Here is a 15,049-nt window from a genome sequence, read left to right on the forward strand (position 1 = left end):
GCCCCGCCCCCCTGATCCCGGCGCCCACCGCACTCCGGGGCCCCTGGTCCGGTTCACACCGGCCGGGGGCCTTTTCGTGTGCCCGGAACCGTGCCGACGAGCGCTGCCCGGCGGACCGGACGACCATGGAAAGGTCCGGCGCACCGCCGAAAGGACCGTCCGATGAGCTCTCGTGGCACGACCTTCGCGGCTCTCGGCGCCGCCCTCGCCCTCCTCACGCCCCCGGCCTACGGAGCAGCCTCCTCCAGCGGTACGGCGTCGAGCCCCGGCAGCGCCGCGCCGGCCGCGGCAACCACCGACCCCGACGCCGGCGCACCGCCCGGCGCGGAAGTCCTGGGCCGGCCGGCCGTCGGGGAACCGTTCAAGCTGACCATCGGTTACTCGAACACATCCGCGCTGGACGAGTTCGAGGTGACCGTCGACGAGGTCCGGTGTGGAGAACCGCTGGACCCGAAGGCCCTCGCCCACGCGGCCGACCCCGGGACCGAACCGCCGCCCGAGGAGGGCAAGCAGTACTGCGTTGTGAGCATGGAGGTACGGAACGTCGGAAAGAGCGAGGCCGACTGGAGCGCGGACGACGCGGTCACGCTCAACGTCGACGACACTGCCTACAGCCCGACCCAGAGCGACAACGAACTCGCGGGCCTGTACGCGCAGTACTGGTCCGACCGGGGAAAGACCGACCCGTCCTTCGGCATCAACCCCGACAGCAGGAGCCCGGAGCACGCCGTCGTCCAGATCCCGGCCGGCGACGAGCCCACAACGGCCTGGGTCGCGTCCGGCAACTTGCTGGAGACCATCGACGGCCCCGAGCCCGGCTACCTCGTCCAGCTGGACCCCGCAGGCTGACCGGCCCACCGCAACGCGAAAGGCCCCCCACCGCTACCGGTGAGGGGCCTTCGTGCTGGTGGGGCTAACAGGATTTGAACCTGTGGCCTCATCCTTATCAGGGATGCGCTCTAACCAACTGAGCTATAGCCCCGCCGCGCTGTGTTGCTCCGCGCTGACTTCTGAAGATTAGCGCACGTCGGGGCCAGTCCCAAAATCGATACTCGGCGCGCTACTCGTCCTCGGCCAGCGTGAGCTCGACGCCGCCCACGAAGCCCGCCGACAGGTTGTAGATGAAGGCGCCCAGCGTCGCCAGCGCGGTGGCCAGGACCACGTCGATCACGGCGATGACCGAGGTGAAGATGAGCACGCGCGGCAGCGACAGGAACGACTGCAGGTCGAAGCCGTTGCTCTCGTTCGAGCCGGTGGCCTCGCTGATCGTGCCGCCGACGGTCTCGAAGACGCCCATCGCGTCCATGACCATCCACAGCACCGCCGACGCCACCACCGTGCAGATGCCGAGCGCGATGGACAGCAGGAAGCTGACCTTCATCACCGACCACGGATCGGCCTTGGCCACCCGCAGGCGGGCCTTGCGGGTACGCGGCGTGGTCCGCGCCCCCGTGCGCGGCTTGCGCGTCGACTGCGCGCCGCCCACGCCCTGGGCGCCGCCCAGCGTGCCGCCGCCGCCCTGGCCGGTGCGCTGCTGGCCGCCCTGGGTGCCGCCGCCGGGCGCCTGGTACGCCTGGGGCGGGTGGTACGGCCCCGAAGGCCCCGGTGCGGGCTCACGCTCGCCGGGCAGGGGCCCGGTCGCGTAACCCTCGTACTGGGGCTGAGACCCTCGTGTGTCCGTCACAGTGCCCCCTTGGGAGTCCGTGGCAGGGCCACGGGCACCGTTCGCTCCAGCTCCGGAAGCGGCCGAACCGGCGCCCGTGGCTCCACTCACGCTCTTACTCCTCGTGCTCCCCGGTCGAAGGCTCCGTGCCCTCGACAGTGCCCTCTGCCGCACTTACGGCGTGGACCTCAGCCGTCTCGCCCTCGGCATCATCGGCCCCATCGACCTCTTCCGCCTCACGACCGGCCTCGGCGTTGCGCGCGATGCCGACGACGGCGTCACGCTTGCCCAGATTGATCAGTTGGACGCCCATGGTGTCACGGCCCGTCTCCCTGACTTCATTGACTCGCGTACGAATCACACCACCGCCGAGCGTGATGGCGAGGATCTCGTCGGTCTCCTCGACCACCAGCGCACCGACGAGCGATCCGCGGTCCTCCACGATCTTGGCGGCCTTGATACCGAGGCCGCCGCGGCCCTGGACGCGGTACTCGTCGACGGGGGTCCGCTTCGCGTACCCGCCGTCGGTAGCGGTGAAGACGAACGTACCGGGCCGGACGACATTCATCGAGAGGAGTTCGTCGCCCTCGCGGAAACTCATCCCCTTCACACCCGAGGTGGCGCGGCCCATCGGGCGCAGTGCGTCGTCCGTCGCGGTGAACCGGATCGACTGGGCCTTCTTGCTGATGAGCAGCAGATCGTCCTCGGCCGACACCAGCTCGGCGCCGATCAGCTCGTCGTCGCCGCCCTCCGGCATCTCGCGCAGGTTGATCGCGATGACACCGCCCGAGCGCGGCGAGTCGTAGTCCTTGAGCGCGGTCTTCTTCACCAGACCGCCCTTCGTCGCCAGGATCAGGTACGGCACGGCCTCGTAGTCGCGGATCGCGAGGATCTGGGCGATCTTCTCGTCCGGCTGGAAGGCCAGCAGGTTGGCGACGTGCTGACCGCGCGCGTCCCGGCCGGCGTCGGGGAGCTCGTACGCCTTGGCCCGGTAGACCCGGCCCTTGTTGGTGAAGAACAGCAGCCAGTGGTGGGTCGTCGAGACGAAGAAGTGGTCGACGATGTCGTCTTCCCGCAGCTTCGTCCCGCGCACGCCCTTGCCGCCGCGCTTCTGCGAGCGGTAGTCGTCCGTCTTCGTGCGCTTCACATAGCCGCTGCGGGAGATCGTGACGACGATGTCCTCCTCGGCGATCAGGTCCTCGATGGACATGTCACCGTCGAAGGGCACCAGCTGGGAGCGCCGGTCGTCGCCGAACTTCTCGACGATCGCCGCCAGCTCCTCGCTGACGATGGTGCGCTGCTTGGCCGGCGAGGCCAGGATCTCGTTGTACTCGTTGATCTTCGCCTGGAGCTCGTCGTGCTCGGCGGTGATCTTCTGGTGCTCCAGCGCGGCCAGCCGGCGCAGCTGCATCTCCAGGATCGCGTTGGCCTGGAGCTCGTCGATCTCCAGCAGGCCCATCAGGCCCTCGCGCGCGATCTCCACCGTGTTCGAGCGCCGGATGAGGGCGATGACCTCGTCGATGGCGTTCAGGGCCTTGAGGAGGCCGCGCAGGATGTGCGCCCGCTCCTCGGCCTTGCGCAGCCGGAACTTCGTCCGCCGGACGATGACCTCGATCTGGTGCGTCACCCAGTGGCGGATGAACGCGTCGATGGAGAGGGTCCGCGGCACCCCGTCGACCAGCGCCAGCATGTTCGCGCCGAAGTTCGACTGGAGGTCGGTGTGCTTGTACAGGTTGTTCAGGACGACCTTGGCGACCGCGTCCCGCTTCAGGACGACGACCAGGCGCTGCCCCGTACGCGAGGAGGTCTCGTCGCGGACGTCCGCGATGCCGCCGACCTTGCCGTCCTTGACCAGGTCGGCGATCTTCTGCGCGAGGTTGTCGGGGTTGGTCTGGTACGGAAGCTCCGTGACGACCAGGCACTGGCGGCCCTGGATCTCCTCGACCGCGACGACCGCGCGCATCGTGATCGAACCGCGGCCGGTGCGGTACGCCTCCTCGATGCCCTTGCGGCCCACGACCAGCGCGCCGGTGGGGAAGTCGGGGCCCTTGATGCGCTCGATCAGCGCGTCGAGCAGCTCCTCGTGGGAGGCCTCGGGGTTCTCCAGGTACCACTGGGCGCCGGCGGCGACCTCGCGGAGGTTGTGCGGCGGGATGTTGGTCGCCATGCCGACCGCGATCCCCGCGGAGCCGTTGACCAGCAGGTTCGGGAAGCGCGCCGGCAGGACCGTCGGCTCCTGGTTGCGGCCGTCGTAGTTGTCCTGGAAGTCGACGGTCTCCTCGTCGATGTCCCGGACCATCTCCATGGACAGCGGCATCATCTTGCACTCGGTGTACCGCATGGCGGCGGCCGGGTCGTTGCCCGGGGAACCGAAGTTGCCGTTGGAGTCCACCAGCGGCATCCGCATCGACCAGTGCTGCGCGAGGCGCACCAGGGCGTCGTAGATGGAGGAGTCGCCGTGCGGGTGGTACGTACCCATGACGTCGCCGACGACGCGGGCGCACTTGTAGAAGCCCTTCTCGGGGCGGTACCCGCCGTCGTACATCGCGTACAGCACCCGGCGGTGGACGGGCTTGAGGCCGTCCCGTACGTCGGGCAGCGCACGCGAGACGATGACGGACATCGCGTAGTCGAGATAGGAGCGCTGCATCTCCGTCTCGAGCCCGACGGGCTCGACGCGCATGCCCACACCGGGAACGATGACTTCCTCGGGCGTCGCGGCGGGTTCAGGTGTCACAGGGGTGTTCTCGTCGGCCATTGCTGGTCAAAGTCCTTTCGAGCTGCGGCGTGCTGGTACGGCCGACTCAGATGTCGAGGAAGCGGACGTCCTTGGCGTTGCGCTGGATGAACGAGCGCCGCGCCTCGACGTCCTCGCCCATGAGCACCGAGAACAGGTCGTCGGCCTGCGCCGCGTCGTCCAGCGTGACCTGGCCGAGGACCCGGTGGTCGACGTCCATCGTCGTGACGCGCAGCTCTTCGGCGTTCATCTCGCCGAGGCCCTTGAAGCGCTGGATCGAGTCTTCCTTGATCCGCTTGCCGTTCTGCTTGCCGAGCGCCACCAGGGCGTCGCGCTCCCGGTCCGAGTACGCGTACTCGAAGTCGTCCCGGCCCCACTTGATCTTGTAGAGCGGCGGGCGCGAGAGGTAGACGTGCCCGGCCTCGACCAGCGGCCGCATGAAGCGGAAGAGGAAGGTCAGCAGCAGGGTGTTGATGTGCTGGCCGTCGACGTCGGCGTCCGCCATCAGGATGATCTTGTGATAGCGGAGCTTCTCGATGTCGAAGTCCTCGTGGACCCCGGTGCCGAACGCCGAGATCAGCGCCTGGACCTCGGTGTTCTGGAGGATCTTGTCGATCCGGGCCTTCTCGACGTTCAGGATCTTGCCGCGGATGGGCAGGATCGCCTGGTACATCGGGTTACGGCCGGACTTCGCCGAACCGCCGGCGGAGTCACCCTCGACGATGAAGATCTCGCACTTGGTCGGGTCGTTCGACTGGCAGTCGCTGAGCTTGCCCGGCAGGGATGCGCTCTCCAGGAGCCCCTTGCGCCGCGTCAGGTCACGCGCCTTGCGGGCCGCCACGCGGGCGGTCGAGGCGGCGATGCCCTTGCGGATGATGTCGGCGGCCTCGTTGGGGTTCCGGTCGAACCAGTCCGTCAGCTGCTCGTGGACGACCTTCTGCACGAAGGTCTTGGCCTCCGTGTTGCCCAGCTTGGTCTTCGTCTGGCCCTCGAACTGCGGCTCGCCCAGCTTCACCGAGATGATCGCCGTGAGGCCCTCGCGGACGTCCTCGCCGGTGAGGTTGTCATCCTTCTCGCGGAGCAGCTTCTTGTCGCGCGCGTACCGGTTGACCAGCGAGGTCAGCGCCGCACGGAAGCCCTCCTCGTGCGTACCGCCCTCGTGCGTGTGGATCGCGTTGGCGAAGGAGTAGACGCCCTCGGTGTACTGCGTGTTCCACTGCATGGCGATCTCGGCCGAGAGGAGACGGTCCTTGTCCTCGGCCTCGATGTCGATCACCGACTGGTGAATGACATCGCCCTTGCGGGAGTTGAGGTACTTCACGAAATCGACGATGCCGTTTTCGTAGTGGTACGTGACCGAGCGGGCGGTCTCCTCCTCGGCGGGCTCGACCGCGTCCGTGCTGTCCGCGCCCGCCGTCGCCTTCGCCGACTCGCGCTCGTCGGTGAGCTTGAGGGTGAGGCCCTTGTTGAGGAACGCCATCTCCTGGAAGCGGCGCGAGAGGGTCTCGAAGCTGTACTCGGTGGTCTCGAAGATGTCCCCGTCGGCCCAGAACGTGACCGTGGTGCCGGTCTCCTCGGTGGCCTCGTGCTGGGCCAGCGGGGCGGTCGGGACGCCGAGCTTGTAGTCCTGGGTCCAGCGGTGGCCGTCGGTCTTGACCTCGACGGCGACCCGGGTGGACAGGGCGTTGACGACGGAGACGCCGACGCCGTGCAGACCGCCGGAGACGGCGTAGCCGCCGCCGCCGAACTTGCCGCCCGCGTGCAGCACGGTCAGCACGACCTCGACGGCAGGCTTCCCTTCGGACGGCACGATGCCGACCGGGATGCCACGGCCGTTGTCGATGACCCGCACCCCGCCGTCGGGGAGGATCGTGACGTCGATGGTGTCCGCGTGGCCCGCCATCGCCTCGTCGACCGAGTTGTCGACGACCTCCTGCACCAGGTGGTGCAGGCCGCGCTCACCGGTCGAGCCGATGTACATGCCAGGCCGCTTGCGGACCGCGTCCAGCCCTTCCAGCACGGTAATCGCGCTGGCGTCGTACGAGGTCTCGGAGACCTCGCCCGGCTCACCGGCCGTGGACGGAATGTTCTCGTTGGGGTTGCCGGAATCGGCCACGAAGCGCCCTTTCTGGCACAGCACAGGCCGTCCTCCGGACAGGCGGGAGCGGCTGCGTCGTTCGGCTTGTATCGACGACTCCCGCCTCAGCGGCGGGATTACTCACCAGTCTACCGGTAGCGCCGACATGATTGGGGGTTTGCCGGTACCTGAGTCCGGCTGTGCCGCCCTGAATGAGCGGCTGACGACTCCCCATATTCGGGAAGGGGCTCCAAGAGGCCCTGAAGGGCTTTGAGCGCTTCGGGCTGTCAACCTCCCGCTACGGTGAGGGACGCTCCGGCCGTACCGTCCGGTTTCCTCCCGCGCGAACCCTGACGAACCCACCCACAAGATCGCCCGGTACACGACAATTTTACGTCGAAAGTGCAGCTCAGAGTCGCCATCGGGCCGGCGGCACAACCGCCTGCGGCCTCAGCCCGGCGGCCCGGCCGCGCGACCGCCTCCGGCCGACGCCCCGAGGCTCATCCGTAGGTGTCGCCCGGGCCCTTGCTGCCGGGAGCCCGCAACGGGCCGTACCGGCGCTCCGGACCACCCGGCCCGACCACCTTGATCATCCGTACGGTGCCCTGCCCCAGATCCGCGTTCAGCCGGGCCACCAGCTGCGGGGCCAGCAGCCGCAGCTGCGTCGCCCACGCCGTCGAGTCACAGCTCACCGTCAGCACCCGGGCGGCCGGATCCTCGTCGTACCGCAGCGGTACGCAGTGCTTCGCCAGGTCGTCGCCGACGATCTGCGGCCACCGCCCCATCACCCCGCCGACCGCCGCGGGCGTCTCCCAGCCCCGCTCGGTGATCAGCCGGCTGATCGCGGAACCCAGCGCCTGCGGATCCCGGCCGTCCGACCGCGCCCCCGAGCGCAGCCCGCCGCCCCGTCGGGCCTGCTTCCTCTGCTGCGCGGCCGCACCCCGCGCCCGGGCCTGCTCCTTCGCCGCCCGCAGCGCGACCCGGGCGAGATCGACCCCGGACGCCTCGGGCGCCTTCGGGCTCCCGGCCTCCGGCGTACCGCCGTCCGCGCCCGGCTTGTCCGCCTGCTCGTCGCGGCCGGTCATACGCGCTCCACCTCGCCCGCCGTCACGGCGTACCGCGTCCCCGCCAGCACGCCCGGCACGTCCTCCGCGACCGCGGCCGTCACCAGCACCTGCTCGCCCGGGGCCACCAGCTCCGCCAGCCGCTCCCGGCGGCGGGCGTCCAGCTCGGCGAAGACGTCGTCCAGGACCAGCACCGGCTCGTTGCCCTCGGAGCGCAGCAGTTCGTAACTGGCCAGCCGCAGCGCCAGCGCGTAGCTCCAGGACTCGCCGTGACTCGCGTACCCCTTCGCCGGCATCCCCCGCAGCCCGAGCAGCAGATCGTCGCGGTGCGGGCCGACCAGCGTCACGCCCCGCTCGATCTCTTGCTTGCGGACCCCCACGAGCGCCGCGATCAGCTGCTCGTACAGCTCGTCGCGGGTGCGCTCGGGGCCCACGTCATCGCCGACCGAGCTGCGGTACTCCAGCGCCACCGGACCGCCGCCCGGCGCCACGTCCCCGTACGCCTTGTCGGCCAGCGGCTGGAGCGTGGCGATCAGGTCGAGGCGCTGCGCGAGCAGCTCGGCGCCGACCCGGCCCAGGTGCTGGTCCCAGACGTCCAGGGTGGACAGGTCCATCGAGCGGCCGCCGTGCCGCCGGGCCATCGCCGCCGACTTCAGCAGGGTGTTGCGCTGCTTGAGGACGCGTTCGTAGTCGGAGCGGACCCCGGCCATCCGGGGCGAGCGCGCGGTGATCAGCTCGTCCAGGAACCGCCGCCGCTCGCCGGGGTCGCCCTTGACGAGGGCCAGATCCTCCGGGGCGAACAGCACCGTCCGTACGATGCCCAGCACGTCACGTGGTCTGACCTGCGAGGACCTGTTGATACGGGCCCGGTTCGCGCGGCCGGGATTCAGCTCCAGCTCGACCAGCTGCGAGCGCTCGCCCTGGGTGACCGCCGCGCGGATCACCGCCCGCTCCGCGCCCATGCGCACCAGCGGGGCGTCCGAGGAGACCCGGTGGCTGCCGAGGGTGGCGAGATAGCCGACGGCCTCGACGAGATTGGTCTTGCCCTGCCCGTTGGGCCCCACGAACGCGGTGACGCCCGGGTCGAGAGGGACCTCGACCCGGGCGTACGAGCGGAAGTCGGCCAGCGAGAGATGCGTGACGTGCATGGTGGCCGGCCTCTCCCGTGGTGCTTCCTTCGCGCAGGCTGTCACGCCTGCTGGCGCCGCCGCCGCTCCGGCGGCGGTCCGGTCAGTTCTCGTTCTTGGACTCGACCGCGTGCCCGCCGAACTGGTTGCGCAGCGCGGCGATCATCTTCATCTGCGGGGAGTCGTCCTGGCGCGAGGCGAACCGCGCGAACAGCGACGCCGTGATCGCGGGCAGCGGCACCGCGTTGTCGATCGCGGCCTCCACCGTCCAGCGGCCCTCGCCCGAGTCGGCGGCGAAGCCCCGGAGCTTGTCCAGGTGCTCGTCGTCGTCCAGCGCGTTGACCGCGAGGTCGAGCAGCCAGGAGCGGATGACCGTGCCCTCCTGCCAGGAGCGGAAGACCTCGCGCACATCGGTGACGGAGTCGACCTTCTCCAGCAGCTCCCAGCCCTCGGCGTAGGCCTGCATCATGGCGTACTCGATGCCGTTGTGGACCATCTTCGCGAAGTGGCCGGCGCCGACCTTGCCCGCGTGGACGGAGCCGAAGTCGCCCTCGGGCTTGAGCGCGTCGAAGATCGGCTGGACCTTCGCCACGTTCTCCTCGGTGCCGCCGTACATCAGGGCGTAGCCGTTCTCCAGGCCCCAGACACCGCCGGAGACGCCGCAGTCGACGAAGCCGATGTCCTTGATGCCCAGCTCGACGGCGTGCTTCTCGTCGTCGGTCCAGCGCGAGTTCCCGCCGTCGACGACGACGTCGCCGGGCGAGAGCAGCTCGGACAGCTCGTCGATCGTGGACTGGGTGGCGGCACCGGCCGGGACCATGACCCAGACGACCCGCGGGCCCTTCAGCTTGCCCACAAGCTCTTCGAGACTGTGGACATCGGCGACATCCGGGTTGCGGTCGTAACCGATGACGGTGTGGCCTGCGCGGCGGATGCGCTCGCGCATGTTGCCGCCCATCTTGCCGAGGCCGACGAGACCGAGCTCCATCAGAGATTCCTTAAGCGTCGTGGCGATAAGCGTCGGGGCTGTTTGCCCCCACGGCCGAGCCTACGCCCGGCCGGGGACAGCACGGCGGGCCCCCCCCCCCCCCCGCGGGCCCCCCGGAAACTGCCGCGGCTACGTCCCCCGATCGGCCGGAAACGCCGGGACCGGGACCGGGGGATGCCGGGATCAGCCGGAGAGGCGCACCGGCATGATCAGGTACTTGTACGCGTCGTCCGCCTCGGCGTCGACGGCCGGGCGGCCGCTGAGCAGGGCGGGCTTGGTGGACGTGGTGAACGAGAGCTGGGCGACCGGGGAGTCGATCGCGCTCAGACCGTCCAGCAGGAACGTCGGGTTGAAGGCGATCGAGATGTCGTCGCCCTCCAGCACCGCGTCGACCCTCTCCACAGCCTGTGCGTCGTCGCTGGAACCGGCCTCCAGGATGAGGACGCCCTGCTCGAAGCTGAGCCGTACGGGGGTGTTGCGCTCGGCGACCAGGGCCACACGCTTGACGGCCTCGACGAAGGGGGCCGTCTCGATCACCGCGACGGAGTTGAACTCGGTCGGGAAGAGCGTGCGGTACTTCGGCAGGTCGCCTTCGAGCAGCCGCGTGGTCGTGCGGCGACCGGCGCCCTCGAAACCGATCAGGCCCTCGCCCGCACCGGAACCCGACAGCGCCAGGGTGACCGTGTCGCCGCTGGTGAGCGCCTTGGCGGTGTCCAGGAGCGTCTTGGCGGGCACCAGGGCGACCGCGGAGGCGTCCGCGTTCTCCGGCTTCCACAGGAACTCGCGGACCGCGAAGCGGTAGCGGTCGGTGGAGGCGAGGGTGACCGTGTCGCCCTCGATCTCGATCCGCACACCCGTGAGCACGGGCAGCGTGTCGTCGCGGCCGGCGGCGATGGCTACCTGCGCGGCGGCAGAGGCGAAGACCTCACCGGGGACGGTGCCCGTGGCGGTCGGCATCTGCGGCAGCGCGGGGTATTCCTCCACAGGCAGTGTGTGGAGGGTGAAGCGGGAGGAGCCGCAGACGACCGTGGCCCGTACACCGTCGGTGGAGATCTCCACCGGGCGGTTGGGGAGGGCGCGGCAGATGTCGGCGAGCAGCCGGCCGGAGACGAGCACCGTGCCGTCCTCGTCGATCTCCGCGTCGACGGAGACCCTGGCGGAGACCTCGTAGTCGAAGCTGGAGAAGCTGAGAGCCCCGTCCTCGGCCTTCAGCAGAAGGCCCGCGAGAACGGGCGCCGGCGGACGGGCCGGGAGGCTGCGGGCCACCCAGGCCACCGCCTCCGCGAGTACATCGCGCTCCACCCGGATCTTCACCGGAACCGCCTCCTGCTGTTGCTCGCTCGCCCTGCTGGCCTTCGTCGTCTGGATGGGAGCCCGCTGCCGAGGCGGCGGATGCTCCGGGGTCCAGTCTGACGCACGGCACCGACAGCCGTTGCTGCTCGGGGTCAAGTCGGGCCACGAGCTTCGCGGCGGTCGACGGTCGAGTTGTACACAGGCCCCACTTCGAAGCGGATTCCTGGCTAACTCTGGGTGGTAGTAGTAGTAGGCCTTGTGGATACCGTGGATAACGTCGTTTGCGCAGGTCAGCGACTGTTTTTTGTCCACCGGTCCTGTGGGTGGCGCCCGTGGACAACCGGGGCTTTCTGTGGACGGGCGAAAGTTCTGCACACCCGATGCACAGGAGGGGGCCACTTCTCCCCAGGCCTGTCCCCAGCTTTACCCCCGTTCCCCACAGCCCAACCCAGCCCCTTGGTGTGACGCCTTTCACTCCGGGCGGTGAGAGCGTGTGTTGCGTTGCCGAACAGTGGACAGGGGTGTGGAGAAGCAGGGCGAAGCTGGGGACAACAGGGCTCAGCCTGTGGGCCGCCGGTGGACAACATCGGCGGCCTCCTGTGGACGGGGAATCTGTCCACAGGCTGTGGATCATCGTTGACCACTAATCCCCAACCACGTGACCTGGCCTGATGGAGTATCGGCAGCACGCCCTGTGGACGCAATATGGACAACTTCCCAGTCCCCAGGCTGTGGACGGAAGATTTCTCCCACATCTGTGGAGAAAGGCCTCTGAGCTGCTCGTATTCGAACAGCCCCGGTGTCGAGGAGACCGCTGCGACGGCTCCCGGGATCCCTCAGGAACGGCGAAAGGCGCCTCGCGCGGACCGTGGGAGGTCGGTGCGAGGCGCCTTTCGAGGCCTTGAGAGGGCTTCGTCAGCCGTTCTTGATGCGGTTGGTCAGCTCGGTGACCTGGTTGTAGATGGAGCGGCGCTCGGCCATCAGCGCCCGGATCTTCCGGTCCGCGTGCATCACCGTCGTATGGTCGCGGCCGCCGAACTGCGCGCCGATCTTCGGCAGCGACAGGTCGGTCAGCTCGCGGCACAGATACATGGCGATCTGGCGCGCCGTCACCAGGACCCGGCTGCGCGAGGATCCGCAGAGGTCGTCCACGGTGAGGCCGAAGTAGTCCGCGGTCGCCGCCATGATGGCCGGTGCGGTGATCTCCGGTGCCGACTCCTCGCCGCCCGGGATCAGATCCTTCAGCACGATCTCGGTCAGCCCGAGGTCCACCGGCTGCCGGTTCAGCGAGGCGAAGGCGGTCACCCGGATCAGGGCGCCCTCCAGCTCACGGATGTTGCGCGAGATCCGCGAGGCGATGAACTCCAGGACCTCCGGCGGGGCGTTGAGCTGCTCCTGCACCGCCTTCTTACGGAGGATCGCGATCCGGGTCTCCAGCTCGGGCGGCTGGACGTCGGTCGTCAGACCCCACTCGAAGCGGTTGCGCAGCCGGTCCTCCAGCGTCACCAGCTGCTTGGGCGGCCGGTCCGAGGAGAGCACGATCTGCTTGTTCGCGTTGTGCAGCGTATTGAAGGTGTGGAAGAACTCCTCCTGCGTCGACTCCTTGCTCGCCAGGAACTGGATGTCGTCGACCAGCAGGATGTCCACGTCGCGGTAGCGCTTGCGGAAGGTGTCGCCCTTGCCGTCGCGGATCGAGTTGATGAACTCGTTGGTGAACTCCTCCGAGCTCACGTACCGCACCCGGGTGCCCGGGTAGAGGCTCCGCGCGTAGTGCCCGATGGCGTGCAGCAGGTGGGTCTTGCCGAGCCCCGACTCCCCGTAGATGAACAGGGGGTTGTACGCCTTCGCGGGCGCCTCGGCGACGGCGACGGCCGCGGCGTGCGCGAACCGGTTGGACGCCCCGATGACGAAGGTGTCGAAGAGGTACTTCGGGTTCAGCCGGGCATGCGGTTCGCCGGGGCCCGGCGCGGGGGCCGGCTGGGCGCCCATCGGGCCGGGCACCGAACCGCCGGTCCGCCCGGGGCCGTGGACCGGACCGGCCGGGCGGTGCTGCTGGTCCTGGCGGTGGTCCTGCCGGTCGGGGCGCTGCTGCTCGTACCCCTGGTGCTCGGGCGGCTGCGACCGGTAGTCGTGGCCCGGCTGCTGCGGGCGCCCGGCGCCGTACGGCTCGCGCCACTGCTCGGCAGGCTGCTCCCGGTACTGCTCGTTCTCGCGGTACTGCTCAGCCTCGCGGTACTGCTCGTTCTCCCGGTACGCATCGCTGTCGCGGTACGGCTCGCCGGAGGGCTGCTCGCGGTCCTGGTACCCGCCGTGCCGCGGCTGCTGCCAGGAGAGGTCCTCCTGGGTACGCGGCCAGGCGCCGGGCTCCGGCCGCTGCTGCTGGTAGTCGGGGTAGGCGGGCCGGGCCGTCGGCATGCCGTCGTCGGAGGGCCGGTGACCGTATCCGTCGTACGCGTCGCCCCGGGGAGCGTCGTCGCGCGGCTGCGCCGGATAGCGGTGGCCCTGCTGGCTCTGGTGCGACTGATGCATCGGGGGCGCCGGCGGGGCGGGCGGCTCGCCCGCGGAGTCGTCGACGGTGATCGCGATCCGGATGGGCCGGCCGCACTCCCGGGTCAGCGTCTCGCTGATGAGCGGCGCGAGCCGGCCCTCCAGGACGCGCTTGCCCCATTCATTGGGGACGGCCAGCAGCGCGGTGTCGGCGACGAGTGCCAGCGGCTGGCAGCGCTCGATCCACTGCTTGTCCTTCGGCTCGATGCCCTGCTGGCCCTCCCCGAGGAGTTGTTCCAGCACTCGCGGCCACACTGCGGCAAGATCGGCAGGTACGTCAGCCACAAGGCACGCTCTCTCGCATGTCCCACGAATGTGTGGTTCTCGGGACGGGATGGGTCGGGTCGGGTGAGGCCCGGCAGTCGGGAAGGAAAAGAACCGGAGTTCAGCCACGGTAGTCAGGCCGACCCGCGCGGTTCAAGTTGTTGTCCACAGGCTGTGCACAATGGGGGGTCGCGCGGAGCCGGTTTGACCGGATGGCGTAGCCGCGCGTACCGTGACCAGGTCGAGTTGTCGATGGCTGCTGCCGCCTGCCTCCGATGGGCAAAGATCACGATCTGTGATTGTGAAGCGGTGCACTAAGGCGTTTACGCGAGTTCCTCGTGGGCGCACGGTGACAGCCAGGCGATGTCCCGCCAAGACACGAATCATTTCTGGAGCCCCCGAGTGAGCAAGCGCACCTTCCAGCCGAACAACCGCCGTCGCGCCAAGACCCACGGCTTCCGTCTGCGCATGCGTACCCGTGCCGGCCGTGCGATCCTCGCGAACCGCCGCGGCAAGGGCCGCAGCAGCCTGTCCGCCTGATCGCTTACAGGTCCATGACGTGCTGCCTACCGAGAATCGGCTGAGGCGGCGCGAGGACTTCGCGACCGCGGTACGACGAGGACGTCGAGCCGGACGTCCGCTGCTCGTCGTCCATCTACGCAGCGGTGAAACGGACCCGCACGTGACGGGGGAGACTCTTCCCGCGCCGCGTGCGGGTTTCGTTGTCAGCAAGGCCGTGGGCAACGCGGTCGTCCGTACCGCGGTGAAGCGGAAGCTTCGCCACCTGGTCCGCGACCGGCTGCCTCAGCTGCCCCCCGGTAGCCTTGTTGTCGTACGGGCGCTGCCCGGTGCGGGCGACGCCGACCATGCACAGCTGGCCCGAGACCTGGACGCCGCTCTCCAGCGGCTGCTGGGAGGGGGCGCGCGATGAAGTACCCGCTGCTTGCTCTCATCAAGCTGTACCAGTGGACGATCAGTCCACTCCTCGGGCCTGTCTGCCGCTATTACCCGTCGTGTTCCCACTATGGATATACGTCGATCGACAGGCACGGTGCCATCAAGGGAACAGCGCTGACAGCCTGGCGCATCCTGCGGTGCAATCCGTGGTCACCCGGCGGTGTGGATCATGTTCCGCCCCGTAAGCGTCCGCGGTGGCACGAGCTGCTGCGCAATGCCGTGCGCGGCGAAAAGGGCGGGGAGTCCGCCGCTGATGTGCCGTCCGGGGGGTCGGTCTCCGAACCTCCGAGCCCGGCCGCAGAGACCTCGCCCAATGCTCAAGGAGCCTGATT

The 15,049-nt window shown here is 69.3% G+C and carries 11 protein-coding genes, 1 tRNA gene and 2 pseudogenes; 4 read left to right on the forward strand and 10 right to left on the reverse strand.

The window, feature by feature from the left end; all coding sequences use genetic code 11:
- The first annotated feature begins 162 nt into the window (after positions 1–162).
- On the forward strand, positions 163–849 hold the full coding sequence (locus JS521_RS12380; protein ID WP_205082845.1) for a hypothetical protein: 687 nt from the start codon (positions 163–165) through the stop codon (positions 847–849).
- 56 nt (positions 850–905) lie between these two features.
- On the opposite strand, the gene JS521_RS12385 is transcribed toward JS521_RS12380, so the two are convergent.
- The 10 genes and pseudogenes from JS521_RS12385 to dnaA (JS521_RS37675) form a co-directional block, all read right to left on the reverse strand.
- Positions 906–982 (reverse strand) — tRNA-Ile (locus tag JS521_RS12385).
- A 78-nt stretch (positions 983–1,060) separates the two neighbouring features.
- Positions 1,061–1,684 (reverse strand): DUF3566 domain-containing protein, encoded by a 624-nt coding sequence (locus JS521_RS12390; RefSeq protein WP_205082846.1) that lies wholly within the window; start codon positions 1,682–1,684, stop codon positions 1,061–1,063.
- 94 nt (positions 1,685–1,778) lie between these two features.
- A complete protein-coding gene (gene gyrA / locus JS521_RS12395) occupies positions 1,779–4,421 on the reverse strand; it encodes a DNA gyrase subunit A (protein ID WP_205082847.1) in 2,643 nt (880 codons plus the stop codon).
- Between the two features lie 46 nt (positions 4,422–4,467).
- On the reverse strand, positions 4,468–6,540 hold the full coding sequence (gene gyrB, locus JS521_RS12400) for a DNA topoisomerase (ATP-hydrolyzing) subunit B (protein ID WP_205082849.1): 2,073 nt from the start codon (positions 6,538–6,540) through the stop codon (positions 4,468–4,470).
- Between the two features lie 437 nt (positions 6,541–6,977).
- Positions 6,978–7,562, reverse strand: coding sequence for a DciA family protein (locus JS521_RS12405; RefSeq protein WP_205082851.1), 585 nt, complete (start codon positions 7,560–7,562; stop codon positions 6,978–6,980).
- Complete coding sequence (recF, locus tag JS521_RS12410; protein ID WP_205082852.1) at positions 7,559–8,689, reverse strand: DNA replication/repair protein RecF; 1,131 nt, start codon at positions 8,687–8,689, stop codon at positions 7,559–7,561. Before recF ends, JS521_RS12405 begins: the two co-directional genes overlap by 4 nt.
- Positions 8,690–8,771: 82 nt before the next feature.
- Complete coding sequence (gene gnd, locus JS521_RS12415) at positions 8,772–9,656, reverse strand: phosphogluconate dehydrogenase (NAD(+)-dependent, decarboxylating) (protein ID WP_205082853.1); 885 nt, start codon at positions 9,654–9,656, stop codon at positions 8,772–8,774.
- A gap of 183 nt (positions 9,657–9,839) precedes the next feature.
- Positions 9,840–10,970: a DNA polymerase III subunit beta gene (dnaN, locus tag JS521_RS12420; protein WP_003967886.1), complete on the reverse strand. Its 1,131-nt coding sequence runs from the start codon at positions 10,968–10,970 to the stop codon at positions 9,840–9,842.
- 894 nt (positions 10,971–11,864) lie between these two features.
- A pseudogene (gene dnaA, locus JS521_RS37670) lies at positions 11,865–13,115 on the reverse strand (chromosomal replication initiator protein DnaA); the annotation flags it as partial.
- A gap of 129 nt (positions 13,116–13,244) precedes the next feature.
- Positions 13,245–13,781, reverse strand: a pseudogene (gene dnaA / locus JS521_RS37675) (chromosomal replication initiator protein DnaA); the annotation flags it as partial.
- A gap of 381 nt (positions 13,782–14,162) precedes the next feature.
- Between dnaA (JS521_RS37675) and rpmH the strand changes: the two are divergent.
- Genes rpmH through yidD form a run of 3 tightly spaced genes read left to right on the forward strand, consistent with a single transcriptional unit; the run spans position 14,163 to position 15,047 of the window.
- The gene (rpmH, locus tag JS521_RS12430) at positions 14,163–14,300 is read left to right on the forward strand and encodes a 50S ribosomal protein L34 (protein WP_003967884.1); all 138 of its coding nucleotides are present in this window, start codon (positions 14,163–14,165) and stop codon (positions 14,298–14,300) included.
- A 19-nt stretch (positions 14,301–14,319) separates the two neighbouring features.
- Positions 14,320–14,691, forward strand: coding sequence for a ribonuclease P protein component (gene rnpA, locus JS521_RS12435; RefSeq protein WP_205082855.1), 372 nt, complete (start codon positions 14,320–14,322; stop codon positions 14,689–14,691).
- Complete coding sequence (yidD, locus tag JS521_RS12440; RefSeq protein WP_078614290.1) at positions 14,688–15,047, forward strand: membrane protein insertion efficiency factor YidD; 360 nt, start codon at positions 14,688–14,690, stop codon at positions 15,045–15,047. The genes rnpA and yidD overlap by 4 nt, the downstream gene beginning before the upstream one ends.
- Positions 15,048–15,049 lie beyond the last annotated feature (2 nt).

This window comes from Streptomyces durocortorensis, from assembly GCF_016901035.1.
Lineage (GTDB): Bacteria > Actinomycetota > Actinomycetes > Streptomycetales > Streptomycetaceae > Streptomyces > Streptomyces durocortorensis.